Annotated in this window: 17 protein-coding genes and 1 pseudogene; 9 read left to right on the top strand and 9 right to left on the bottom strand. The window is 57.5% G+C overall.

Going from position 1 to position 26,104, the window contains the following annotated elements:
- Positions 1 to 433: 433 nt before the first annotated feature.
- Complete coding sequence (locus ACJ2A4_RS07015; protein WP_408872273.1) at positions 434 to 1,513, bottom strand: IS5 family transposase; 1,080 nt, start codon at positions 1,511 to 1,513, stop codon at positions 434 to 436.
- Between the two features lie 461 nt (positions 1,514 to 1,974).
- Here ACJ2A4_RS07015 and ACJ2A4_RS07010 point away from each other — a divergent pair, with 461 nt between their 5' ends.
- From ACJ2A4_RS07010 to ACJ2A4_RS07000, 3 genes are all read left to right on the top strand, one after another.
- On the top strand, positions 1,975 to 3,093 hold the full coding sequence (locus ACJ2A4_RS07010) for a glycosyltransferase family 2 protein (RefSeq protein WP_408872272.1): 1,119 nt from the start codon (positions 1,975 to 1,977) through the stop codon (positions 3,091 to 3,093).
- 32 nt (positions 3,094 to 3,125) lie between these two features.
- Complete coding sequence (locus ACJ2A4_RS07005; protein ID WP_408872271.1) at positions 3,126 to 4,943, top strand: hypothetical protein; 1,818 nt, start codon at positions 3,126 to 3,128, stop codon at positions 4,941 to 4,943.
- A gap of 577 nt (positions 4,944 to 5,520) precedes the next feature.
- Positions 5,521 to 7,908: a TonB-dependent receptor gene (locus ACJ2A4_RS07000; RefSeq protein WP_408872270.1), complete on the top strand. Its 2,388-nt coding sequence runs from the start codon at positions 5,521 to 5,523 to the stop codon at positions 7,906 to 7,908.
- Here the strand turns inward: ACJ2A4_RS07000 and ACJ2A4_RS06995 are convergent.
- Together ACJ2A4_RS06995 and ACJ2A4_RS06990 are read right to left on the bottom strand one after the other, a co-directional pair.
- Entirely contained in the window at positions 7,886 to 8,680 is a 795-nt protein-coding gene (locus tag ACJ2A4_RS06995) for a tetratricopeptide repeat protein (RefSeq protein ID WP_408872269.1), read from the bottom strand. The genes ACJ2A4_RS07000 and ACJ2A4_RS06995 overlap by 23 nt on opposite strands.
- Positions 8,680 to 9,651 (bottom strand): TraB/GumN family protein, encoded by a 972-nt coding sequence (locus tag ACJ2A4_RS06990; protein WP_408872268.1) that lies wholly within the window; start codon positions 9,649 to 9,651, stop codon positions 8,680 to 8,682. Before ACJ2A4_RS06990 ends, ACJ2A4_RS06995 begins: the two co-directional genes overlap by 1 nt.
- A 178-nt stretch (positions 9,652 to 9,829) precedes the next feature.
- Here ACJ2A4_RS06990 and ileS point away from each other — a divergent pair.
- The 5 genes and pseudogenes from ileS (at position 9,830) to dld (ending at position 17,598) form a co-directional block, all read left to right on the top strand.
- A pseudogene (gene ileS / locus ACJ2A4_RS06985) lies at positions 9,830 to 12,687 on the top strand (isoleucine--tRNA ligase).
- On the top strand, positions 12,687 to 13,199 hold the full coding sequence (gene lspA / locus ACJ2A4_RS06980; RefSeq protein ID WP_408872267.1) for a signal peptidase II: 513 nt from the start codon (positions 12,687 to 12,689) through the stop codon (positions 13,197 to 13,199). Before ileS ends, lspA begins: the two are co-directional and overlap by 1 nt.
- 65 nt (positions 13,200 to 13,264) lie before the next feature.
- Positions 13,265 to 13,837, top strand: coding sequence for a DUF3035 domain-containing protein (locus ACJ2A4_RS06975; RefSeq protein WP_062507636.1), 573 nt, complete (start codon positions 13,265 to 13,267; stop codon positions 13,835 to 13,837).
- An 89-nt stretch (positions 13,838 to 13,926) separates the two neighbouring features.
- Entirely contained in the window at positions 13,927 to 15,786 is a 1,860-nt protein-coding gene (gene mutL / locus ACJ2A4_RS06970; RefSeq protein ID WP_408872266.1) for a DNA mismatch repair endonuclease MutL, read from the top strand.
- 81 nt (positions 15,787 to 15,867) lie between these two features.
- A complete protein-coding gene (gene dld, locus ACJ2A4_RS06965) occupies positions 15,868 to 17,598 on the top strand; it encodes a D-lactate dehydrogenase (protein ID WP_408872265.1) in 1,731 nt (576 codons plus the stop codon).
- Between the two features lie 30 nt (positions 17,599 to 17,628).
- Here the strand turns inward: dld and ACJ2A4_RS06960 are convergent, their stop codons facing one another.
- The 5 genes from ACJ2A4_RS06960 to ACJ2A4_RS06940 form a co-directional block, all read right to left on the bottom strand.
- Positions 17,629 to 19,773, bottom strand: coding sequence for a TonB-dependent receptor (locus ACJ2A4_RS06960; protein WP_408872264.1), 2,145 nt, complete (start codon positions 19,771 to 19,773; stop codon positions 17,629 to 17,631).
- 115 nt (positions 19,774 to 19,888) lie between these two features.
- Positions 19,889 to 20,311 carry a DUF2946 family protein gene (locus tag ACJ2A4_RS06955; protein ID WP_408872263.1) on the bottom strand — a complete coding sequence of 141 codons (423 nt, stop codon included), beginning with the start codon at positions 20,309 to 20,311 and terminating at the stop codon, positions 19,889 to 19,891.
- 92 nt (positions 20,312 to 20,403) lie between these two features.
- The gene (locus ACJ2A4_RS06950; protein ID WP_408872262.1) at positions 20,404 to 21,294 is read right to left on the bottom strand and encodes an EamA family transporter; all 891 of its coding nucleotides are present in this window, start codon (positions 21,292 to 21,294) and stop codon (positions 20,404 to 20,406) included.
- Positions 21,295 to 21,296: 2 nt separating this feature from the next.
- A complete protein-coding gene (parE, locus tag ACJ2A4_RS06945; protein WP_408872261.1) occupies positions 21,297 to 23,312 on the bottom strand; it encodes a DNA topoisomerase IV subunit B in 2,016 nt (671 codons plus the stop codon).
- 67 nt (positions 23,313 to 23,379) lie between these two features.
- Positions 23,380 to 23,940, bottom strand: coding sequence for a hypothetical protein (locus ACJ2A4_RS06940; RefSeq protein ID WP_062507642.1), 561 nt, complete (start codon positions 23,938 to 23,940; stop codon positions 23,380 to 23,382).
- A gap of 312 nt (positions 23,941 to 24,252) precedes the next feature.
- On the opposite strand from ACJ2A4_RS06940, the gene ACJ2A4_RS06935 reads away from it, so the two are divergent.
- The gene (locus ACJ2A4_RS06935) at positions 24,253 to 24,798 is read left to right on the top strand and encodes a hypothetical protein (protein WP_408874120.1); all 546 of its coding nucleotides are present in this window, start codon (positions 24,253 to 24,255) and stop codon (positions 24,796 to 24,798) included.
- 130 nt (positions 24,799 to 24,928) lie between these two features.
- Here ACJ2A4_RS06935 and ACJ2A4_RS06930 read toward each other — a convergent pair whose 3' ends face one another.
- The gene (locus ACJ2A4_RS06930) at positions 24,929 to 26,077 is read right to left on the bottom strand and encodes an OmpA family protein (RefSeq protein ID WP_062507644.1); all 1,149 of its coding nucleotides are present in this window, start codon (positions 26,075 to 26,077) and stop codon (positions 24,929 to 24,931) included.
- Between the last annotated feature and the right edge of the window lie 27 nt (positions 26,078 to 26,104).

The raw sequence follows: 26,104 nt of genomic DNA, 5'->3' as shown, positions 1-26,104 counted from the left end.
ACTCGCTATGGCAAGACTGTTCTGTCCTTCATGAGTTTCCTCAATCTCGCCGCCGCAAGGTTTGGGACCAGACCTTTGATCAAAGTCATCGCCCAACGCCAGATGGTCAAGAAGTGTAGGAAATTTTAGTATCTGACTACCGTGTCAATAAAAAACCTGCGAAGGTTACGTATTTTAAAAGCGTTACACGGCAAGGACCCTAGAGTGCAAAATTACGCCCCAGAATGTCCTAAGGATTTAGCTCGTGTCCCCGTATTGACGAGCACTTATATCACGACACACCATCAAAAAAGTCCAGATGGAGGGATCGAAGAACCGTTGGTTGATGCGCCTGGCTCGTGATTTCAGGCTTTTGGCGATTTGATTGACGGTTTTTGGGGGAGCTTTTGATCTGCGTTTTGAGCAGATCGGGGACTGCTCTCCCGCTGGATGACTATGCGCTCGCGTTCAATCTTTCGAGGAAGAGGAAGCGGCGCATGTTGTAGACGATATTGGCCAGCCCGATCCTCATGGTGGCCCGGGTGATACCGACAGTTCGGATGAACAATCCCGTCTGTGATTTCTGGTCGGCAAAGACGTGCTCGACGCGCGATCGGATCACGGACTTTCCAGCATTCGATTTCTGGATATGTCGGGGCATAGGCTTGAGATGCGGCTTTTTTCTGTGAACCTTTGAGACAAAACCCTCTTTGTCCATGAAGTCCTCATTCGCTTTCGAGCGATAAGCTGTATCAGCCCAAACGCTTGAGGCCGTATTGGTTTTATCTAACAGCCCCTCTCTCAATCGCGCACCATCACTGGCGGCGGCATCCGTCGTCTTCCATTTTCGGATGAACCGAAACTTCCGGTCGATGGAGACGTGGGATTTGTAGCCAAAGAACGGGATGGCGAGATCGCTCGACGGTATGGTTCCATCGTCCTGCCGCTTCGCCTTCGTGAACTTCAGTGTCCATCGTGCATGACGATCCTTGTGCGACAGCTTTGCGGGTTTGTCCTGCCAGTCTTCAGGAATACGTCCTGCCCGGAGATCCGCTTTCTCAGCCTTCGTATTGCGCTGCTTTGGAGCAGCCACCAGTGTTGCATCCAGGATCTGGCCGGACATCGGGAGATAACCGGCGTTCCGCAGGGTCGCGTCAAATCGGTCAAACAGCCTTTCAATGGCACCCGCCTGTGTCAAACGCTCACGAAACAGCCAGACCGTTTTGGCATCCGGCACGCGGTCCGACAGCCCCAATCCCAGAAAGCGCATGAACGACAGGCGGTCATTGATCAGATACTCTGTCCGTTCATCAGACAAATTGTTCAACGTCTGGATGACCAGAATTTTGAACATCAGCACCGGATCAAACGGCGGACGTCCGCCTTTACTTCCGTCTGAATAGGCCAGAGCCAGCTCCAGATCAGGGCGGAACACCTCAAAATCCACAGTCCGGGAAAAGGCCTCCAGCTGATCGCCAAGCCCGCTCAGCCGAGCAAGGCGCTCTTCAACATCAAAGAAACCAGGCTGCTTCATCTTCCACCATCCCCAATCAACGCCGAAGAAATGGAATCACACAGAACAGCTCAGAGCCAAGGGTTTTTCGAACCCTCCAGATTCTATTCGTCTATCTCAAGCAAAATCTGAACGTGGACCGCTTGAAATTATTTTCTCTAAGGAAACTTCATAACGAGTTTACCATCGCTGCAACCGCTCGGAATTACCGCAAGATGGCTAAGCTCGTCCTAATATCCAGACGGGGATACCAGCAGAGTAAGGAGAAGAGACCACTATTCTGCTTCCACAAGCGGGTTGAGCACCAACCACAACGAAGGTTTCAAACATATTATTTTTCAAAAATACAGGAGATATGAGGCTAGGCAAAAACATCCAAACCAAAAGGTTTTCCGATTTTGAAATTTACTTGTGCAAGGTTTTTTCGTATAATTTACATGCGAATTTAGCTTCGAACATTGACGTAAGAAGGATATTATAACTTGGAAAGCTTTAATAAAAAATATAAATATTCCATTATATGCTGTGCTAGGTGGGAGAAAGACTACATAGGAGAATGGCTGGCGTATTATAAAGAAGTAGGATTTAATCATATATATGTTTATTGCAATGATGATGACCCTACGGAGTTCTTTAAAAAAATTAGTGAAGTAGATCTTCCGCAAGATTTTCTTACACTGAAGCATTTCCCTGAAAAAGGGAAGCAGTACGAAATGTACTTAGATGCTTTAAGAACTGCTCGGTATGAATCGGAATGGATTTCCTTTTTCGATATTGACGAGTTTTTAGACTTAAGAAGTTTCGGAAATATATCAAATTATATGGAATTCCATAAGGAAAGTGTGGATTGTGTATATTTCAATTGGTTAAATTTTAAAACTTCTGGTTTTATTTCACGTCCTGGTGGATCTGTTTTAAGGAATTATACATACAGAGATAAAAATATTAATAATCACGTAAAATATATTTGTAAAACAAAGTATTTGACAGAAGATCGGATAAAAAAAACTAAATTCCCTTTTCATCATGCGCTAACACAAAGCGTTTGGCCAGATATCAATATTGTGAATTCTATTGGCGATGACTGGTCTTCATATGCAGAATCTTTTCCCAGTGGCGGGGATAAGCTTTTGAATGATTCAGATCAATCCTTATTGTTGGAATCGCCTCATATCAAACATTATCAGCTCAAATCAGCTGAAGACGTGATTATTCGACGCTTTAGATCTATAGAAGGAGCTTTTTATGGGCAACAAGTATATTTCAATCAATTTTTAGAAAGAAATAGCGACTACTCCACAATAGATAAAGGATCCGTTGTAGATAACAGCCTCAAGAATTTTGCTGAAAGACGAAAAATATTTTATAATATTAATCTTATTAAAGAAGATAAAAAAATAATAAATGCTGAAAATCCTTCTTGGAAAGGGAAGATTCTTTTAGATTTCTCAAGCAAGAGAGTTACTCTTTTAGAACATAATAGTAAGGGAAAATTTTCATTTTATGATCACTTGTTATTGGTGTATTGGGACAATTACCCCTTAGAAATCTTTATCAAAGACGGAGAAACGTATAAATCATCAACAATGTTTTCCAACTAACCTGAATAATTGTATTTTCTAAGGATAATCGTATGACTCCAGAATTTCTTTTGAGTTTAGTAAAAAATTCTCACAATCAAGGCCGGTATAATGAATCAGAATTATATATTGAGCTAGGAATTAAAAAATTCCCTTCATTTCTAAATGAATTAGGATTTTCTTATTTCCTTGAAGAGAAGGTTAAAATCCTTTTAGACAAAAAGCAGATAAAAGAAGCATTATCCTATGTAAATAACATGGAAAACAAAGAGTGGTTTTATAAGATCTGTTTCTTATCGGCTTTAGATACCAACGATCATTCATATAGAGAAGAAATTTTTGGAATCATACCGGATTTTAGTAAATACAAGGTATATTCGCGTTCATATGCTCAAAAGCCTTTTGAGGACCATTTATTTGATAATTGCGTAAAGGCTATAAATGAAATAAAAAGCCTTTTTATTGATTTAAAATTTGAAGATGCATTAAACTTACTTGAGTTAAATTTAGAAAAATTTAAAGAAAATAAGCGCATATATAATTATTTTCTAAATGAAATAGTATCAGATCTCCTTTCTAGAAGGATGTATGGAGAATATACAGCAATTATAAGAGAGCATGAGGAGTACATACCGTATATATACGACACATCAAGTAATATCTTGATAAAGGATGTTTGGACATCTGAAGTAGCCAGAAGAGCATTATATTTTCGGTCTCTTGCAAAATTTGAGAATAACGCAAAAATGTTATCCCGATTGGCAAAAGATGCATGTTCAGTTAATTATAGTGACTTAGCAATTGAGGCGGCAAATCAAATTGATTATCTGGCAAGAAAAAACTCTCTAGAATCAGAGATTTTTAATTCTTATTTGATTTTGGCTGATGCTAATTTAAGTGCACGTCGCATAGACTTGTCTTATGATTTCTATCATAAAGCAAACAATATATCTAAAGGAGATTTATATTCTCTTCTAGGTATCTGCTGCTCTTGTTTAGAAAAAAGAGATTATGATACCTTTGTAAAATATGCAAAAATTTGTAAAGAAACAAAAGCCTTCACAGAATTGGCGACGCATATTTACAAATTAATTGACGTTAAAATTGATAACATAAATAGAGATGAAAAAACTCATGATGTTGGACTATTCATATTTTCTCATCCAACTGAAAGAATGAGCCATAACCATGATTTGGCTCCCCCAAATACAAAAATGATTGAGGATATAATTTCCAATTCAAATAAAAGAACTGGTCATGTGGAAGTAAATACAAATATTGTATATGATCACAGGGAAACAGCATTGGGGATCCCATATAAGGAGAATTTATTAAAGCTAGCTGAATCAAAAGATGTAAATATTATCATAAATGAAAATAATGGACTTCGGAAACAATGGCTGGAATCAATAGCAAGATCTAATGAAGAATTTATTTTAGTAATTGAACAAGATCATGAATTGCTTGAAAATTGTCCAAATTGGATGGAGTTAATTGAAATTTTCCACAAAAGACCTGACATAAATTATATAAAAATCAATAGGGACAAAAATATTGCTGATAGATTTGATTTCTTTGCCAATCAGTCAATCATAGACTATCAAGACAATCTAACAAAAACTAGCCTTTTTTCTAATACACCCCACATAATGAGAAGGTCCTTTTTTAATTCATTTATCTTGCCAATAATATCAAATAACGATTACTTTGATGGTGGGAATGATGGAGCTTCAGGTATTGAGGAAAGTGTTAATGTTATTATAGAGAATATTGCATCTTACCTAGGCTGGCAAATCACTTCCAGATTATTGGGGCTTTCTATATGGGGAAACATAGGAGATGATGCTGTCGTAAATCACTTGGGATACTAGGTTACATTGACAAAAGGTCTAGTCCAAAGCCTTGCGGTGGCGAGATTGAGGAAACTCATGAAGGACAGAACAGTCTTGTCATAGCGGGTTGCAATACGCCCGCATCTGCTTGAAGTGGTTGAATATCCCTTCAATGCGGTTGCGGTCCCGTTAGCACCGCCAGTCTTCTATCTGCGAAGTGCTGCAGCCTTTGCAGGATGAAATAACAGACAAAATCCTGTGGATCCGCACATCCTGACGGAATTGGTTTTGTAGTCCGAGACCTGTGTCCTCCGGTGAGGATACAGCCGAGAGGGTACCCGGACTGCCCCTCGGACGTGGAAGGTAGACGCGGACCAATTATCGCCCACTCCTGATCCGTCAGATCGCCTCATGGCATACCCGCTCTTTCTGTCTGATGAACCCCTTCTTCGTCCTCGGAGAAGGGGTTTTTGTCATATGTCGTTCTGTGTCGTTTTCGCCACAATCAGGCAAAGAGAATGAGAATCTTTCGCAATGTTGCTGAATCTGTATTGAGAATTATTCGCATTAACATTTTAAGGACAGCATCCGTTTTCGTTTGCAGGATCGTGATCCGATGTCGTCCAGAACACCCCGCCACCCTCTGGGACCACTCTCCCTTGCCGCAGGCCTGACGCTTGTCTGCACGGCCGCGCACGCTCAGGACGACACCCGGCACCACCACAAACTCCGTCGCCATCCCGTTCCCGGAAATGACGCCGCCCGTCCACAGGATACAAAACCGGCGGCTCCAAAGAGCGCTCCGCCCGCGCCGAAGACAGCGGATAACAGCGTTACGGCTGCACCGGAGGAAGCCGAACATCTTCAGGTCGTGGGCTCGCCCATGAACATCCTGCATGAATTGATGGGCCTGAGCCGCATGCCGCAGGATGCGCTGCACACGCCGCAAACGATCAACATTGTTCCACAACTCCTGATGCAGCAGCAGAACGTCAAATCGCTCGACGAGGCCCTGCGCAACGTGCCGGGCATCACCGCTTCGGTCGGGGAAGGCGAAGGCGGCATGGCGGGGGACCAGTTCCTGATCCGCGGCTTCCAGGCGCAGAACGATATCTACGAGAACGGTCTGCGCGATTTCGGCGTCTATACCCGTGACAGCTTCGATTATGACCACGTTTCGGTCATCAAGGGCCCGTCTTCGGAAGTCTTCGGCAATGGCACCACGGGTGGCGCCATCAACATCACCACCAAGGTCGCCCATCTCGGCGACAGCTATGGCGGCAGCTTCTCGGGCGGATCGGGTGCCTATTATCGCGGCACGCTCGACTTCAACAAACAGATCGGCGAGTCCACGGCCATCCGCATTACCGGCATGGGCAACGAGAACAACGTCGTCGGTCGTGACCAGCTCTATTCCCACCGCTGGGGTATTGCACCATCCATCGCCTTCGGTCTGGGCAAGCGTACCACTTTCACGCTCGAATACTTCCACCAGAGCGACAACCGTATTCCCGATTATGGTGTCCCGGTCGTGACGAAACCCGGTACGGTCTATGGCCTTCCGGTAACGGAATACGGTGTTAAACGGACCAACTGGTATGGCACGTCCTATGATCAGGATGCCTCGAACGTGGACATGCTGACCGGCCGTCTGAAATTCACACTCAATCCGCACATCACGCTTTACGATGATCTGCGCGGTGGCATGTACGAGCGGTATTTTTCATCCTCGCAGGAAGCCTGTGATGCGACCTGCACCGCCAATCTTTTCACCAATCCTTCCGCAGCCATGGTCAACCGTCGCGGTGGCGTGGGTGGACCCGAGCCCTATCAGCAGAACGACTGGTCTGTGCAGAACGTCTTCTCGGCCGTCGCAAAGTTCGACACGGGCTCCATCCGGCATGAAATGATCGCCGGCTGGGATGTCTCGCATGTCTATGACCGCCGCACGAACTACGCCTATAATTTCGACGGGCAGAACGGGACGCAGAAAGACACGACCAGCCTGCTTAACCCGAATCCCAATCAGGCAGGCCTGCTTCTGGGGTCTCTGGGCCAGTATGCCCCCAATATCGTAAACATTCCCGGCGTGGGCCATGCCATTTACAAGACGGGCGATGCCACGGATGTCGGCGCGTTCTTCTCTGAGCAGATGTGGCTTCTGCCGGTCTTTTCCATCAAGGGCGGCTTCCGCTGGGATCACTGGAACAGCCATTATTCGGCCAATGGCGGCGTTGCCGGATCGGGCATGGCGTTCGGGCAGGATCAGGACACGTTCAACCCGACTGTCAGCCTGATGTACACGCCTGACGACAACACGATGATCTATTTCAACTGGGCGCAGTCCACGACACCGCTTGGCCTGTATGTCACCAACAGTTCAGAGCCGCTGAAATCCAGCACAGAAGGCTTCAAGCCCGAGCGCAGCAGCCTTTACGAACTGGGCGCCAAGTACAACGCCTTCCACGGCCGCATGGGCTTTACGGCCTCCGTGTTCCGTCTTGAAAAGGGCAATTCGCTGCAGACGGACCAGAACGGCGACGTCTCCTCGTCGAGCGACCGTCAGCGCAACCAGGGCGTGGAACTGAGCGTATCGGGCGAGATCCTGAAGAACTGGACCATGATCGGCACCTATGCCTTCTACGACGCCAAGACGCTGGCGGGCACGGCCGCCGATGTCGGCAAGCGCATTCAGTATGCACCGAAGAACTCGGCCACGATCTGGTCCACCTACACGATCGCGCCCAACAAGCCCTATAACCTGACCTTCGGTGGGGGCCTGACATGGCGTGAAGGGGTGTGGCTCGATGCCGCCAATACGGCCCGCGTTCCGGCAACGGTGGAATGGGATGCCATGATTTCCCACAACATCACCAAACGCTGGCGCGTCGCCATGAACGGCTACAATCTCGACAACCGCCTGAACTACGGCAGCCTGTTCAGTAACCGCGCCACACCTTCGATCGGCCGGTCCTTCCTCTTCAATCTTTCGGCGACATACTAATCGGTCCAGCCGCGCCTGACGGAGAAATCCCCATCTCCGTCAGGCGCCCGCGCACTTGCTCCAGCAACTCCGCATCGCCGGTCGGTCCCAAAGCCGTCAGCTTCTGATCCATCGCCAGCAGAATGTCGGACGTCGCATCCACGGCGGCCTGCCGCCACCAACCCAGCGCCTCATTGATCTTCCCAGCATCCACAAGCGCCGTGGCATGATTGTGCTGCCCACGATAATCCCCGCCTTCTGCTGATCTGCGGTACCAGTCCAGCGCCGCCACCCGGTCCTGTGGCACCACCCATCCTTCTTCCAGAAACCGCGCATACAGGTTCATGGATTTCGCATGGCCGTTATTTGCCGCTGTCCGGAACAGATCCAGCGCCCGCGCCAGATTCGCTTCCATGCCGATCCCGCGCATGGTCATGATGCCCAGATTGTACCGGCCCCACTCGTCTCCGGCTTTCGCAGCGGCCTCGTAACAGCGTGCAGCCTGCAGAAGGTCCTTCTCACAGCCCCAGCCGAACTGGAAACACCGCCCGCGCATGTTATGCCCCGGCCCGAACCCCGCATTGGCGGCGATCGTAAACCAGTCCAACGCTGCCACCGGATTACGCGGAACATACACACTGTCCAGCAGCACCTGCCCCCACTGCACGATCTGAAGATGCTGTCCTTTTAATGCGCCCTGACGGATTTCTTCGATCTGAAAGGGCAGGGCAGGTGCGTCAGGATGACGTGACGAGGGCTTCCGCCCCAGAAACCTCTGAACGATCCGCTTCATCAGGGCGCTGGCACGATCTGCTGGACCTCGAACCCGTCCTTGCGGAGCAGGGCGGGCAGACCTTTCGACCCCGCCATGTGCAGAGACCCCACGGCCGCGAACAGTGATGTCCCGCTCTCATGGATCTTCTCGATTTTTGCCGCCATCCCGACATTCCGCTCATCCAGAAGCCGCGTCATGAAGCGCTGCTTCTGTGGCGTATCCAGGCAGTCGCACCAGTCCTGATACCGCTCCAGCCGCTTCACGTCGCTCGAGGCCCACATCTCCGCCAGCCGCTGGTTCTCGGCCTGCGTCTTGCCGGACGACACGCCTTTGACGATGTCATCAATAAACGCATCTTCATCCGCCTGATCCGAACCGATCAGCAGCTCCCGCTGCATCTGCACCGTCTCCAGCCCGATCAAAGGCTTTTTCAGACTGCCCGCCATGCCCTGCAAAACGGCATCCACGGCATAATCCGGATAATATCCGTCCGGGCGTGACGACAGGGATTCAACCCCGGCCGCTTCCACGCCAACCGCCACATGCGCGAACGCCGCGCTGGGCACGCATTGCTGATCCATGAGCGCATCCACCTTCGCCTTGCGCCCCGACTGCACGAGATGCGCCCAGCGGGCCGGATCTTCCGGCTGCCGCAGCGTGGTGGCCGTGTCCGGAGCGTTCAGATCAAGCTCCAGCGCGATCTCGCTGCTGTGCAGGATCGCGGCGCGTGTCAGCGGGCCGGGCAGCAGCCAGTCCTGCTTTGCGACATGCAGCGTTCCGTACAGCCAGGAGGAGTGACCATCCTTCGTCACTTTCCACAGGAAGCCCCGGTCCGGTGATGTCTGGAACATCTGCGCCATCCGGGTTTTGTCCGGCACGCTTGCCGCTGCCGGACAACGGGGCGCCTGCGCATGTGCGGCGATGCTGAACCCTGCACAGACACCCAGAACGGCTCCTGCAACGGACTGGAAGAGACGAAGTGCGGTCACGGATCTGCCTTCTGAAAAAAGCGCCATAGCGTCCATCATCCGCGAGTCCCGCCGCCCCGGCAACCCGCTTTGGGACGACCCTGCATTGCTGCCGCCCTTAACGCGGACTTGACCGGATTGGCCCGCAATCTCCATATGGTTCCCCCTTTGTGTGAATGACCGAAACTGGCCCGTCCCCATGTCCGATAAGACCCCCGATCCTTCCGTCGCAGCCTTCAAGGAACAGCAGGATCGCTACCGCGATACCGTGTTTCTCCCCGAACCGGCTTTCCGATGCGCGGCGGCCTGCCAAAGCGCGAGCCTGAAACGCTCGCCCGCTGGGCCGCGACAGGACTGGACGAAAAGATCCGGGAGGCCGGGAAGGGACGTCCCGTCTTCACGCTTCATGACGGACCGCCCTACGCCAACGGCCACATTCACATCGGACACGCCCTGAACAAGGTGATGAAGGACGTCATCAACCGCGCCCATCGCATGTCGGGGTATGAGGTCCGCTATCTTCCGGGCTGGGACTGCCACGGCCTGCCGATCGAATGGCGGATCGAGGAACAGTATCGCAAGGCCGGCAAGGACAAGGATCAGGTACCCCTGCTCCAGTTCCGTGCCGAATGCCGCCAGTATGCTGCCGAATGGGTGCAGAAGCAGGCCGAAGACTTCAAGCGCATTGGCGTTCAGGCCGAATGGGCCAACCGCTATGTGACGATGGACTTCAGCTCCGAAGCCAAGATCGTCGATGAAATCGGCAAATTCCTGCTCAATGGCAGCCTCTATCGTGGTCTGCGCCCCGTCATGTGGAGCCCGGTCGAGAAGACGGCCCTGGCCGAAGCCGAGATCGAATATCACGACATCGACTCTACCACGATCTTCGTGGCCTTCCCGATCATCAAGGACCCGACACCGGCCCACGCCCTGAACGGTGTGTCGGCCGTCATCTGGACGACCACGCCCTGGACCATCCCGGCCAACCGCGCGCTCGCCTACGGCCCGGACATCACCTATGTCGTCCTGCGCGTCGATGAGACGAACGAGAACAGTCTCGTCCCGCAGGGCGCGAAGCTGCTGGTGGCCGAGGATCGTGTGGACGCGTTCTGCACGGATGCAGGCATCACCGCACACCACGTTCTCTACACCCTGCCGGGCAATGCGCTCGAAGGCGCGGTCTGCGCCCATCCGCTGCGTGGCCGTGGCTATGAGTATGATGTACCGATGCTGCCAGGTGATTTCGTCACGACCGATGCCGGTACGGGCCTTGTCCACATGGCGCCGTCCCACGGTCAGGACGACTTCATGCTCTGCCGTCAGTACGGCATCGAAGTGCCCGAACTCGTGCAGGATGATGGCCGCTACGCTCCGTGGGTTCCGCATCTGGCCGGCATCCATGTTTTCAAGGCAGCCGATCCAGTCTGCGACCTGCTGACCGAAGCCCGCCAGTCCGCCGAACACGACGATGCCCCGGCCACCGGCCTGATGGCCCGAGGGATGGTCCGTCATTCCTATCCGCATTCCTGGCGTTCCAAGGCCCCGATCATCTTCCGCGCCACGCCACAATGGTTCATCGCGATGGATGGCCAGACGAAGCTGCGCGAAAAATCCCTGAGCGCACTGGACAACGTCACCTTCGTCCCCGAAGCCGCCCGCCGTCGCCTGACCTCCATGATCGAGCAGCGCCCCGACTGGTGCATCTCCCGCCAGCGCGCCTGGGGTGTGCCGATCGCGGTCTTCGTCGAGAAGCGCACCGGTGAAGTCCTGCGCGATGCGGCTGTCATGCAGCGTATTGTCGAGGCTTTCCGCGAAAAGGGTGCGGATGTCTGGTACGAAGCCGACCCGGCCATCTTCCTCGGCGCCGACCGTGACCCCGCCGATTACGAACAGGTCTTCGACATCGTGGATGTCTGGTTCGAAAGCGGCTCCACGCATCGCTTCGATCTGGGGCAGGAAGGCCTGAACTTCCCGGCGGATCTCTATCTTGAAGGCTCGGACCAGCATCGCGGCTGGTTCCAGTCCTCCCTGCTGGAAAGTGTCGGCACGATGGGGGTCGCACCCTACAGGGCGCTCGTGACCAATGGCTTCGTCATGGACGAGCAGGGCCGCAAGATGTCCAAATCGCTGGGCAATGTCGTGGCGCCGTCAGACGTGACCGACAGCCTTGGCGCCGACATCCTGCGCCTGTGGGTCTTGAACTCCGACACGAACGAAGATCTCCGCATCGGGCAGGAAATCCTCAAGCAGCAGGGTGAGCTTTACCGCCGTCTGCGCAATACGCTGCGCTGGCTGCTCGGTGCGCTGGACGGGTTCACGCTCGAAGAAGCCGTGCCTTACGCCGATCTGCCGCCGCTGGAGCAGTACATCCTGCACCGCCTGACGGAACTGCGCGGCCTGATCGCCAGTGCGGTCGAGACGCATCAGTGGGTCGGTGTCTACCCGGCACTGCACGGCTTCTGCACCACCGATCTTTCGGCGTTCTATTTCGACATCCGCAAGGATGCGATCTACTGCGACGCCCCGTCCGATCCGACGCGCCGTGCCGCCCGCACGGTGCTGGACGCCCTGCATCGCGCGCTCTGCACCTGGCTCGCTCCCGTCCTCGTCTTCACGGCCGAGGAAGCCTGGCAGGCCCGCTTCGGTGAAGGCGAGAGCGTCCATCTCGCGCAGTTCTTCGAGCCAGACGCCGAGTGGAACGACCCGGAACTTGGCAACCGCTGGGAAGACATCCGCGCCTATCGCCGCCTGATCACGACCGAGCTGGAAACGGCCCGCCGCGACGGCACGATCGGCTCTTCGCTCGAAGCCAGCGTCACGCTGCCTCTGTCGCAGGAAGAGGCCGGGATCTTCGGCGGCCTGGACTGGGCCGAACTGCTCATCACCTCCCATGCCGAAACCGAACTGCTGCCGGGGGACACGGCCCATGGCGGTCCGCAGGTCGAGCGTGCGCCGGGCCATAAATGTGCCCGCTGCTGGAAGGTCCTGCCCGAGGTTGGCGAGAATGCTGAGCATCCGGCCCTGTGCCGCCGCTGCATCGACGTGGTGAGTGCCTGATGTCCCTGTGGCATGAGGGCATGAGCCGGATCGGCCGCATGGTTCTGGGTCTCGCCCTGCTGGTTCTGGTCCTCGTTCTGGATCAGGCCAGCAAGGACTGGATCCTCTATGTTTACCATCTGCCAGACCGGGGATCGGTCGAGATCCTGCCGTTCCTGAATTTCACGATGGTCTGGAACCACGCCGTGACGTTCGGCATGTTCGGCGGCCTCGGCAGCCGGGGGCCGTGGATTTTCTGCGCGGTTTCCCTGATCGCCGTGGGACTGCTGGTCTGGACCCTGACGCGTACGAAGCGCACGCTCGTGGCAGCATCCTGTGGCGCGATTGCCGGTGGCGCCATCGGCAATGTCATTGACCGCCTGCGCTATGGGGCGGTTGTGGATTTCCTGCACGCCCATGCATTCGGCTGGTCATGGTATGTCTTCAATATCGCGGATTCAGGAATCGTCTGCGGCGTCATTGTCTGGCTGATCGACTCCCTGCTCGCGGAACGTCAGGCCGCGGCCAAGTGATGCGATTGCGGAACTTGTTCCAATGGCTTGCCCCCGCGTCGCGCGGACTGTAGGAGTGTTGCATCATGATCGCGTCCCAGGGGCCCTCCATGCGTCGTAACCGTCTTTCCGTTGCCCGTCTCAGTGTCCAGATGGGTGCCATGGCTTCCGTCGGCCTGCTGCTTTCGGGCTGCTCGGGTGCGGATGTCTCACGCGCGATCGGCCTCGAACGGGCCATGCCCGACGAGTACACCGTCACCACGCGCGCCCCGCTGTCGATGCCGCCTTCCGAGCAGATGCAGCTCCCCGGCGCGGCCGACGCCCACCGTCCGGACGAAAGCCCGCGGATGCAGGCGCTTGAAACCCTGTCGCCGGATACGGCCCTGCACCCGGATGCCGGACAGGGCAGCTCGGGCCAGAGCGCGCTCGTCGGGCAGGTGGACAAGTCCGCCAATGCGCCGAACAATGCCGAACTCGGTACGGCTGACGCGGGCTTCGTGGACAACCTGATGTTCTGGAAAGGCGGCAGCGCCGGTTCCGTCGTTGATGGAGACGCTGAAAACCGCCGCATCCGCGAGAACTCGGCTCTGGGCCGCAACCCGGCCACAGGTGCGACCCCGACCGTCCGCAAGAAGAAAGCTTTCCTGGGCGTTCTCTGAATACCCTCCGTCCCGTCTGTCCTGATGACCGGATAGAAGGGACGGCCCTGTCTGCCGTCCGGTCCCGTTCCGGACGATGAGGAGGCATCGTGTCCGAGGCCCCGTCCTTTTCCCGCCCCACAATCCGTCGTCTTTCCGGGCACGTCATTGACCTGATCGCAGCCGGCGAGGTCATTGAACGCCCCGCTGCCGCTCTCAAGGAACTGGTGGAGAACGCCGTCGATGCCGGCGCAACCCGCATCGTGGTTGCCCTACGCGCTGGCGGGACGGACCGGATCGACGTCACCGACAATGGCTGTGGCATGACCCCGGCCGAACTGGAACTGGCCGTCGAGCGGCACTGCACCTCCAAGCTTCAGGATGAACGCCTCGTCCAGATCCGCACGCTGGGCTTCCGGGGCGAGGCACTGCCGTCCATCGGCGCCAGCGCGCGGCTTTCCATCACGTCCCGTACGCCGGAGTCCGATACCGCCTGGTGCATCCGCGTCGATGGCGGTGTCATCACGCCACCACAGCCTGCATCGGGCCCGGTTGGTACGCGCATCGTCGTGACAGACCTGTTCTTTGCCACCCCGGCGCGACGCAAGTTCCTCAAAAGCGCCCGGGTCGAGAGCGGCCATGCCGAATCCGTCATGCGCCGTCTGGCTCTCTCGGCGCCCCATTGCGCCATGCGCGTCCTGCTGGACGATAAGGTTCTGTTCGACCTGCCGGAACAGAGCCCCGTCGCCCGCACGGCCGCCGTTCTGGACACGACACCAGACACGCTGATCCCGCTGGATGAACAGCGCGGTTCTGTCCGTCTGTCAGGCTTCGCCTGCGGCCCGGCACGGACCCGCGCGACCGGGTCGGGCCAGTTCATTCTGGTCAACAACCGGCCGGTCACGGACCCGATGCTCCGGACCGCCATCCGCGTGGCCTACCGCCCCGTGATCGAGCGTGGTCGCTTCCCGGTTATGGCGCTGCATCTGAAAGTGCCGCTGGAACGGCTGGATGTGAACGTTCATCCTGCCAAAACGGAACTGCGTTTCGCCGATGAAGCCGAAATCCGGTCTCTCGTGATTGGCGGTCTGGGCCGGGCGCTGGGGCACGGTTCGAATGGCGGTGGCGGCATTCATGCGAGCTTCGGTTCCCGTCCGTCCATCGTCTATCCGCCCCGCCCGCCGGAGCCGCGGGACGCTTCGGCCTCTGTTCCGCTACAGGGTAGCCTGCCGACCGGGTACGCTCCGCGATCCTCGCCTCTGCAGGACGCCAATCCGCCTCTGGCCCGATCGGGTTTTGCTGAAACGGACCCGGCTTTCGCTCCCGCTGCTCGTGCTCCACAGCAGCCGGAAGCCCTTGATCCTGCATTCCCGCTCGGCGCCGCCATTGCGCAGGTCTTTGACACATACATCCTGGCCCTTGCACCCGATGGCGACCTGGTCCTCGTGGACCAGCACGCGGCTCATGAGCGCCTGACCCATGAGCGCCTGCGCGAACAATATGCCAGCGGTGGGACATTGCGGTCGCAGGCCCTGCTTCTGCCGGAAGTGGTGGACCTGCCGCGTCGCGAGGCGGAAGCTCTCATGGCGCGCGCCGAAGATCTGTCAAAGCTCGGGATCGATCTTGAATCTTTCGGCCCCGGCAGCGTGCTGCTGCGCTCGGTTCCTGCTCTTCTGGGAGCACAGGACATTCAGGGGCTTCTGAAAGACGTTGCCGACGAACTGGCCAGCGATCCGGATCTGGACCCTGCAGGTACGGGAAGTCTTTCGCATCATCTGGATGCCATTCTGGCGCGGATGGCATGTCACGGCAGCATCCGCGCAGGTCGTCGTCTCAAACCTGAGGAAATGGATGCCCTGTTGCGCGAGATGGAACTGACACCGCGTGCAAATACTTGTTCACACGGACGGCCAACCTGGCTCAAACTGACACGGCGTGAACTTGAACGTCTTTTTGGGCGCGTTAAATAACACGCAGGGTTGAAGAGCGGTTTCTTGCAACACCATGTTAGGACCAGCTGCGATCACTTTGGCGGTAGGAAAGACAACAGAATGTCAGCGTCCCTGAAAAGTAGTTCCGAGGTCAGCAACGCCTCGCTCATTCATTCCCTCCGTGCCATCGTGGGCGCGCGCCACGTCCTGACCAAGCCGAGCGCAACCTACCGTTTCCGCAAGGGCTTCCGATTCGGCATGGGCGACGTGGTTGCGGTTCTCCAGCCCAGCAGTCTGGTGGAACTGTGGCGCGCCGCAAAGCTCTGCGCCGAGACGGGCCGGATCATCATCATGCAGGCCGCCAATACCGGCCTGACCGGCGGCTCTACTCCTGACGGCGACGACTACGATCGCGATGTTGTCATCATCAGCACGAACCGCCTGGACGGCATCCACCTGATCGGTCAGGGCAAGCAGGTCGTCTGCCTGCCGGGTTCCACCCTGCACGATCTAGAAGAAAAACTGGCTGCGATCGGCCGTGAACCTCACTCGGTCATTGGCTCGTCCTGTATCGGCGCTTCGGTTCTCGGCGGCGTCAGCAACAATTCTGGTGGCGCGCTGGTGCAGCGCGGACCGGCCTTCACCGAGATGGCCCTGTTCGGCCAGATGGGCGAGGACGGCAAGCTCCACCTCGTCAACCATCTCGGCATCCGTCTTGAAGGCAATCCCGAGCAGATCCTTGCCGCCGTACAGGCCGGTCAGCTTCCGGAAAGCGCCATCGACTGGAAGGCCGGTCGCGGTCATGACGAGAACTACGCCACCCATGTTCGGGACGTGGATGCCGATACCCCCGCCCGCTTCAATGCCGATCCCAACCGCTGGTATGAAGCCGCAGGCTGTGCGGGCAAACTGGTCGTGTTTGCTGTCCGTCTCGACACGTTCGAAGCCAACAAGAATCCGGGCGTGTTCTATATCGGGACGAACAACACATCCGACCTCGAAGACCTCCGCCGTCACGCCCTGACCCATTTCGACGAACTGCCGATCGCCGGTGAATACCTGCACCGCGATGCGTTCAATATTGCCGAAAAATACGGCAAGGACACCTTTGCGGTCATCCGCTATTTCGGCACGAAATACCTGCCGATGTTCTTTTCCATGAAGTCCCGGTTCGACGTTTTCGCACAGCGACTGCCATTCCTGCCGAATCATTTCAGCGATCTGGCAATGCAGTTTATCAGCCGCTTTCTGCCGAAACAGCTTCCCCAGCGCATGTGCGATTACCGCGACCGCTTCGAGCATCATCTGATGCTCAAGGTCTCCGCCCATATGACCGCACCCGTCCGCGCCTATCTGGAGCAGTGGGCCTCAAGCACGGGTGGCGCCTTCTTCGAATGTACACCGGATGAAGGCACACGCGCCTTCCTGCACCGCTTCGCCGCAGCCGGTGCCGCCGTGCGTTACCGTGCGGTCCATACGAAAACCGCTGAAGACATCGTGGCGCTAGACGTTGCCCTGCGCCGCAATGACCGTGAGTGGTTCGAGGTCCTCCCCAAGGAAATCGAGGACCGGATCATCGTCAAACTCTATTACGGCCACTTCTTTTGCCACGTGATGCACCAGGATTACGTGATCAAGAAGGGCTACAACGCCATGAAGGTGGAGCATGACATGCTCCCCGGACTGGACGCCCGCGGTGCCCGCTATCCGGCCGAACATAATGTCGGGCATCTCTACAAGGCGCCCGAGGAAATGGTCGAGCATTACCGCAGTCTCGATCCGTGCAACTGCTTCAATCCGGGCATCGGTCTGGCGACAAAGAAGCGGAACTGGGTTGCCGAGAGCGTCTGACGCGCTCCCGGTTCTCCCGGCCCGGTCTTTTCAGAATGAGGCGGTCAGGTTCATGTTGAAGGACCGCCCCATTCCTGGCAACGGCCCCAGAACACCCGTGGCGTCATAGTCACCCAGTGAAAGCCCGCCGAGCGGCAGGTAGTATCTCTGGTTCAGCACGTTCGCGAGTTCGGCATTGAGCGTGAAATACCGCCAGCGATAGCTCCCCCCAAGCCCCAGCAGCGCATAGCCTGGCGTGCGGGGCTCGTTGCGCAGCCAGTCTACGGTGTCCTTGGACTTCACGAGCGTTACTTCGACGCGTCCCGTCCAGTTCTCATACGTCTCGTGCAGTCCGATCACGCCATTCGCCGGCATCTGGTGATACAGCCCCGAATGCGTCACCAGATCCACGCCACGCACCCAGTTGATGTTTCCGACAAGCTCTCCGCGACCATAGGCTGGCCTGTCCCATAGGCGCACGGACCCTGAGGCATTGATGCCATAGCTCTGGGCGTTGTGGTTGACGAACCCCAGCATCGACAGCCCGTTCGAAAAGCTCTCCAGCCGCCGGACGTTAATGTAATTGTGGGTGTAGGTATAAAATGGCTGGATCTTCAGATCCCAGCGCCGCGTGGTTTCCGGATCATGCCAGTCCACCGTCATGCTGGCGGTATTGGCAACTTCGGGAGACAGGTTCAGGTTCCCGACATAGCCGTTGCCGTCGCCAAACCAGCCGATCATGCGCGTCGCCATGCTGCCCATGCCCCAGGCATACCGCTCATACAGGTTCGGCGAGCGCGTCTTGCGGGCATAGCCACCCTCGATGGACAGACTGTCCAACGGTTTCCACCGCCCCGTTGCCGTAACATCGAAATTGACGTCCGTCCGGCCGCGTGACGCCCGGTTGAACTGCTCTGCGGCGGCAGCATCCGCCATCGCCATCATGCCGGTCCAGGAATAGGGCGCGACCTTGCCCGTATTCATCATCACCAGATCATTGCGAAATCCAAGCTGCGTGGAAAAGCGCGGCAGCCACTGCGCATCCCATTCCGCGAAATGCCCCAGCCGGTCCCGATGGCCGTTATTGATGTTGTGATAGGTCCCAGGCCCCATCATCATGCTGCCTTGCAAAGGCGGCCACCAGTCGTTCAGCCCGTTATGGTCGAAGGAACTGCCCAGCTTCAGCGTATGCTTCAGCCCGAGCGGAATGGTCGCCTTGATCGCATAGGCCGCCGTCCGGGCATCCGTGTTCATCGGCATGCCCGTAGTCGCGCTGTGACCGCCTTTGTCCGACAGCATGTCCATGACATGCGTCACCCGCTGCCAGGATCCGCGCACATCCAGCGTGCCCCAGTTGAAGTCGCCCTTGTACTTGCCGTTCACGAAGGTCGAACGGTTGTTCGTCATGTCCATGTACTGGTTGGGAAAGCCCTCATACGGAATATCCTGCTGCCCAAAGGTCAGGGCCAGCAGATGATTGGCCTTTTTCATGCCCAGCGTTACGGCATGGTTGAAGCTCAGATACTCCGTAGAGCGCACCTGTTTCCCGTCTCCGCCGGCCTGATAGTCGCTGGCATGGGAATAGGACGCCGTATAGCGCAGACTGAACATGTCATTGGCGACCGTCAGGGAACCCGAAGCCCCTGACCCGCCGCCATTGCTGCGATAATCGCCACGCACATGCCCCGTCACGAGGATATTGCCTGTCTTTGCAAACAGCGGGTCTTTCCGTTCGACTTCCACGGTGCCGCCGATACTGTCCCCGCCCAGACTGACAGGCGTAATGCCCGCAATCGCCACGGCATGGGAGACGCTGTCCGGATCGACATAGGACATGACCGGGTTCATGTGGTTGGGGCAAGCGGCATCGATCCGCATTCCGTCCACGAGTGTCGCCACGCGGTCATCGGCCATGCCGTTCAGGACGGGCAGGGCGGAAACACCGCCTGCGGAATAGGTGCTGTAGCCCAGCGCATGATCCAGAAGATGGGCCGTATCCGCGCTGGTCGTTCGTGGCTGGCGCACGCCGATGACGCTCAGCTGTTCGGCCTTGCCCGCTTCAACAGACTCTGGCGGAGAAGCGTCATCCTGCGCAAACGCTGCTGGAAAAGCGCTCAGGGAAAAAGCGATGGCGGCAAGAAGCGTACATGCACGGCATGCGCTTCCGCCTGCACGGACGCTGAAGAGAGGGAGCATGATCCACATCCTCGACTGGTCTGAAAACCCAGTCACGGCGGAGCACGCCCTGAAGACCCGCTTCAGAAAAGCAGACCGCAGAACCCTTCATCCTCCGCCATGACCACGATGAAGTTCAGACGCAGCAGGGAGGCCCTCGGGACGGGGGAAGCAGACGCCGGATCGCCGGTGGCGCACGTGGCGCACCCGGTTTCTGCCGGATCCGGCGCCCGACGGTTCCACAACCCGGCATGACAGGCAGGCTGGCAAGAATGACCGCCAGAAGCTGCAACAGAGGGCAGAGCGGGCAGCTGCCATCATGGGAATGGTGGGGGTGATGATGCCCGGCCATCATGCCTGGCATTGGTTCCGCCATCACCGCGTGTGACGGCGCAATGTCGATTCCCGTCAGGCGCTCGATCGTCGCCCGCGGGCTTTCTTCGGGATAGGCACATCCCTGAAGGACAAGCTGCCCCAGAAATCCCAGCAACACCGCGACGATGACCGCAAGCGCACAGGCGCGGGACCGTCGGGTTGAAGGGAAAGCATGGGCAGACATGATGCCCGCATCTGGCGCCCGAGCTACGGCCCGGTCAAGGGAGCAGAATACGGCCCATCCCTATATTTCCGCCGGTTTTCAGCTGATGACGATCAGTGCAGCGGCTTCTGTCGACCCGTCAGGACATTCCCGGCCGAAGCAGCGGCAATACACAGAACGCCCATCCAGCGCATGACCGACAGCGCCTCATGCAGGAAAATGAATCCTGAAAGGGCGCCCAGCATGGGCTCCATGCTCAACAGGATGCCCAGATCACGCGGGCTCAGGTTCCGCATCGCCATCATGTCCAGGATATAGGGCACCGCCGAGGACAGGACGGCCACACTCAGCGCGGCGCCGCCCTGCCAGGGATGGGTCAAAACCGTCGGGATCGTCGGGATCAGGCAGGGCAGCAGGATGATCGCCGCCGTGCTCATGCCTAAAGTGGTCGCAACGGGCGCAGGAAACATCCTGCCCATCCGCGTGCCCGTCAGGATGTAGACCACCCAGCCGCACCCGCTCAGAAGAGCCGCCGCTACGCCGAACAGGTTGAGCGATGACAGGCCGACCGTCGCGCCTTCCGGTCGCAGCAGCAGAAACAGTCCCAGAACCACAAGCCCGGCCCAGCACAGATCCAGCCATCGGCGGGACCCGACCAGTGCCAGCGTCAGGGGGCCTGTGAACTCAAGGGCGACAACAACGCCAAGCGGCAGCCGGACCAGCGCCACATAAAAACAGAAGTTCATGACCGCGACGGATGCGCCATAGGGCAGGAGCAGCTTCACGCGCTCGACCGTCAGGGTCCCCCGCGTTGGTCGCCAGATGGACAGCAGGATCACGGCCGCCAGACATACGCGCAGTCCCACCATGCCGGTCGGACCGAACAGGGGAAACAGTCCCTTCGCCAGTGTGGCGCCGATCTGAAAGGAGGAGATCCCTCCAATCAGACATCCGACGGCCTTGAGCTGGCTATGAGACTCCGTGGTACTGGCCGGTGACGACACGCTCAGACGTCGAGCTCGTCAACGGATCGGGCATGTTCCTGAATGAAGCGGAAGCGCAGCTCCGGCTTGCGGCCCATGAGGCTTTCGACACGCTCACTGGTCGCCAGGCGGTCTTCGGCCGGGGTGATGACCCGCAGAAGCGTACGCCGGGCCGGATCCATGGTCGTTTCCTTGAGATCCTTCACCGGCATCTCACCCAGGCCCTTGAACCGGGAGACCTCGACCTTCGCATTCGGCTTGAAATCGGCCTTGATGCGCCGGACACGGTCCTGATCATCCATCGCATAGACCGTCTTGGGCCCATGCGTGATGCGATAGAGCGGCGGCTGCGCCAGATGCAGATGCCCGTGACGGATCAGCTCCGGCATCTCGCGATAGAAGAACGTCATCAGAAGCGAGGCGATATGCGCCCCGTCCACGTCGGCATCCGTCATGATGATGACGCGGCCGTAGCGCAGACGGCTGATGTCGAACGACGCCCCGATGCCGCAGCCCAGAGCCTCGGTCAGGTCCCGGAGTTCCTGATTGGCCCGCAGCTTGTCCGTTGTCGCAGACGCCACATTGAGGATCTTTCCGCGCAGCGGCAGCACGGCCTGCGTCTCACGGTCACGCGCCTGACGTGCCGAGCCACCGGCCGATTCGCCCTCCACGAGGAACAGCTCCGTCTCGACTGCATTTTCGCGCGTGCAGTCCGTCAGCTTGCCCGGCAGGCGCAGCTTGCGTGTTGCGCTCTTGCGGGCCGTGTCCTTGACCTCACGGCGGCGCAGACGTTCTTCCGCCCGTTCCACCATGAAGGCCAGCAGGGTGTCGGCCTGTTGCGGGTTGCCGCCCAGCCAGTGATCCACACGGTCACGCAGCGCACCTTCGACCAGCCGGGACGCTTCCTGCGACGTCAGCTTGTCTTTGGTCTGGCCCTGGAACTGCGGATCGCGGATGAAGACCGAGAGCTTGGCCGCCACGGAACCAAGCACGTCCTCGGCCGAGATCGCTGCAGCCCGCTTGACCTTACGCTGATCGCCCCAGGCGCGCAGCCCCTTGACCAGAGCTGCGCGGAACCCGGCCTCATGCGTACCACCCTGTGGCGTGGGAATCGTGTTGCAGAACGAGGACAGCGAGGCTGTACCGCTTTCAAGAAACGCCACCGCCCATTCCACGCGTCCGCCCGTGCGACCGTCTGCCGCAATCGGCAGTTCGACATCGCCGGCCCAGATCGGCGTCAGCAGATCCGGATCAGGCCGGAGTTCCGCCGAAAGGGCGTCTTCCAGACCGTTGGGGAACTGGATCGTGGCCTCAACCGGTGTCTCGTCCCCGGCCTTGATGAGGGAGGGCTCGCATTTCCACTGGATCGTCACCCCCCGGAACAGTGCCGCCTTGGAGCAGCACATCCGGTAGAGGCGCGCAGGGGAAAAATGATGATTGCCGAAGATTTCCGGGTCGGGCGTGAAACGCACCGTCGTCCCGCGACGGTTGGGCGCATTGCCGACTTCTGCCAGCGGTGCCAGCGAGACGCCGCGCACGAAGTCCTGCCGGTACAGCGTCCTGTCCCGCGCGACCTCGACTTCCAGCTTCTCGGACAGCGCATTGACAACCGAACTGCCGACGCCATGCAGGCCGCCGGAGGTGTCATAGGCCTTGCCGGAGAACTTTCCGCCCGCATGCAGCGTGGTGAAAATCACCTCAAGCGCGGATTTCTTGGGAAATTTCGGATGGGGATCGGTCGGAATGCCACGGCCATTGTCGCGCACCATGAGCGTGCGCGGGCCTTCCAGCCGCACGTCGATGGTCGTGGCGTGCCCCGCTACCGCCTCATCCATCGCATTATCAAGGATTTCGGAGGCCAGATGATGATATGCGGTATCATCCGTGCCGCCGATATACATGCCCGGACGGCGCCGGACGGGCTCAAGCCCTTCCAGCACCTCGATGTCGTGGGCGCCATATTCCGTGTCGACCGTCCCCTTGCGGGTGCCGCCGGCCCGGGTTTTGCCTGTCTTTCCTGACTCGAACAGATCGCTCATGTCTGCGTTGTCGCCGTCCCGTCACGGAACGTCAAGCGAACGCTTCGCGACAGGATCAGAGATTGGCTCAGGCGCGGTTCGTGCGACGGGTGGTGGCCCGCTTTGTTACGCCCTTGCGGGAGTGACGATCCACTGTGGCCGGGGCTTCACAGCTCTCATAAGAGGCCGGCTGGGCCACGTCCTTGGCTTCAGCGTAATGCGCCAGGTCGGATGCCGTTTCCAGCGCGTCGATCTCGTCGAACATGGCTTCGCGCTGCTGGCAGAAAACCGTACCGGATTTCAGGCCGCCCAGCGACTGGATGTCGGCAAGCTGCGTGATGTAGTCGTCATGTTCGACCTGGGCGCGGCGGCCATAGGTCGTGCGGAAATAGCTGTTCAGACGCTCATCGGCGCTCAGCAGGGCCGGGCGGAACTTGCCGACGAAGGCATTGTAACGCTCCTGCGCCTTGCAGGACAGCGCCGTCACCATCAGCTCGGACTTCAGGCCGGCCACATCGAAGGCTTCGTGAGCGGGCGAATTGCCACAGTCCGCAGCGCGGGCGGACAGGGGATGAACGGCAGCAAGCGTAGCGCAGGAAAGCCCGACAGCAAGCAGGCTCTTGAAGGAACGACGAAAGATCGACGGCATTGACAGACTCCACAAGACCGGATCGACCGGCCACAACCACTGGAACAGACTACCCGCGGTCGACCCCCTGCGAAAGCTGATTCTGCGTCTGAGGAACGTGCGGCAAGCCCTTAATCCGAAACATGATTTCGTGGCAGAAAATGGGCGCATACCCTCTCAACACCAATTTATCCGCCATCAGGCATAAAATACCGTCAAAATGGCCGCTGTCCCTTCACGCAGTCTTTCGCCCCGTGCTGTCCTGTTCTACATCCGAACGTCTGTCCGCCGTGAAAACGCGGCATGTCCAGTCACGATGCGTTGGAGTTGACCGTGCGTCTGCGAGGTTCTGCCATTACCCTGGGTTCGGCACTTGCCGTATCCCTGCTTCTCTCCGGTTGTGCCCAGCAGCCGATCGTCCAGCGTTCCGTGGCTCCGAATCCCTTCGGCTACCAGCGGACCTCCGCTGTCTGTCACGTCTCCGCCGTCAAGAAGGCTGCGGACGGGACAATGAGTGTCGACATGACGGTCCGCAGTGATGACGGACTGTGCTCCATTGCCATCCAGAAGCCGATGGGTGGCAACTATGCCTCCTTCGGCGTCAGTCCGGCACCAACACACGGCAAGGCCTTCCTCTATAATTACGATGGCAAGACCTACGTGGATTACACGCCGGCTACGGCTTATGCCGGAACGGATTCGTTCACGGCCGAGCTGATCCCCGGTGGGGGTCAGAAGCGTGAACACCTGACGATCCACGCCACGGTGGATGCGACGGGCGTTGTTGTTCCGAAGCCGCCTGCCGTTGTCGCCCCGACACCGACCAAGACGACCGCCAAAAAGGCGACTGTTCGTCACACGGTGCGCCGCAAGAAATAAGCGTCCATCCCGCTGATGGATCCAAAAGGGCGGAGAGGTTTCTCTCCGCCCTTTTTTATTCCCGACAGACATAAAAAAACCGGCAGTCCCCTGTGAGACTGCCGGTTGGCCGGATCGCGAATAGACCGTCTTACTTGAAGTCGATTTCCACCCGGCGGTTCTGGGGCTCGCGGGTGTTGGGGCCGGTAACCACCAGCGGGTGGCTCTCGCCAAAGCCCTGCGTCGTGATCAGCCCTGCGGCTACGCCATCACGCACCAGCTCTTCTTTGACCGTGTTCGCACGGCGCTGCGAGAGCGCCATGTTGTAGGCCTCGCCACGATGTCCCGGATGGGCAGCCGACGTGTCGGTATAGCCGCTGACCTCGATATGCGTGACCTGCACGGACGTGGAATTGCGTGCCGCAGCAGCCACCACAGCCTTGGCGCGGGCGCTCAGCTCAGCCGAATCCCAGTCAAAGAACACCAGATAGGTGCGGGTGGGGGCCGGGGCAGGGATCGGCATGGGAGCTGCAACCGGCTTCGGCGGCGGGGGCGCCGGATTGAACTCGTAGCGCAGCCCCAGCATCAGGGAATGATTGAAGTCCGTGCGCGTATCGCGGTTACCACTGGAAACCCCGAATTCCTTGGTCTTGTCCCAGCCACCATAAATACCGGTCGCCGTAGCATGATGCCCGTTCGGACCCATGAGCGTATAGAAGCGGTATTCCGCCGTGGCCGACAGGCCCACGACCCAGGGAACAGGGAAGGACAGGCCAAAGATGCCCTGATAGGCGAAGTTCCCGGTCGTGCCGCCCACGTGTTGGTCAAAGGCGCCGTTCGGAGCATGAACATAGGTGTTCATCGCCTGCCAGCCATAGCCGATACCCGCACCAAAATACGGGAAGACCCAAGACTTGCCGATATCCATGTCGAACAGGGCATTGGCCATGACGCCATAACCCTGCTGACGGCCACCGACAGATGACGGGAAGGTGCTGGAGCGGAACTGCTGCAGGCGGTTATTGCGATAGTTGCCTTCGACTTCGACCCGGAAACCGTTTCCAAGCCCATAGCCGAGACTGCCAATACCGGTTACGCCGGCCTGGTAGTGGTCACGACCACTCGGAAAGACGGGGGACAGGCGTGCGGTCTGGTCCTGATTGAAGCTCGCACCGCCTTCGCCTGCAACATACAGGCCTTTGACGGGCTGTGCGGTTGCGGCACCCATGACGAGCATCGAAACGCCTGCAGTGAACCCGGCGCGGGTAAGCCAGGTCCTGACAACGGATCGTTGCGTCATGTCCATTTCTCTCCAACCAGCCAAATC

The sequence above is a fragment of the Gluconobacter roseus genome, from assembly GCF_046058915.1.
Taxonomy (GTDB): domain Bacteria; phylum Pseudomonadota; class Alphaproteobacteria; order Acetobacterales; family Acetobacteraceae; genus Gluconobacter; species Gluconobacter roseus_A.
The sequence above is the reverse complement of the archived record's forward strand: the minus strand, read 5'-3'. Positions and strand labels throughout refer to the sequence as shown.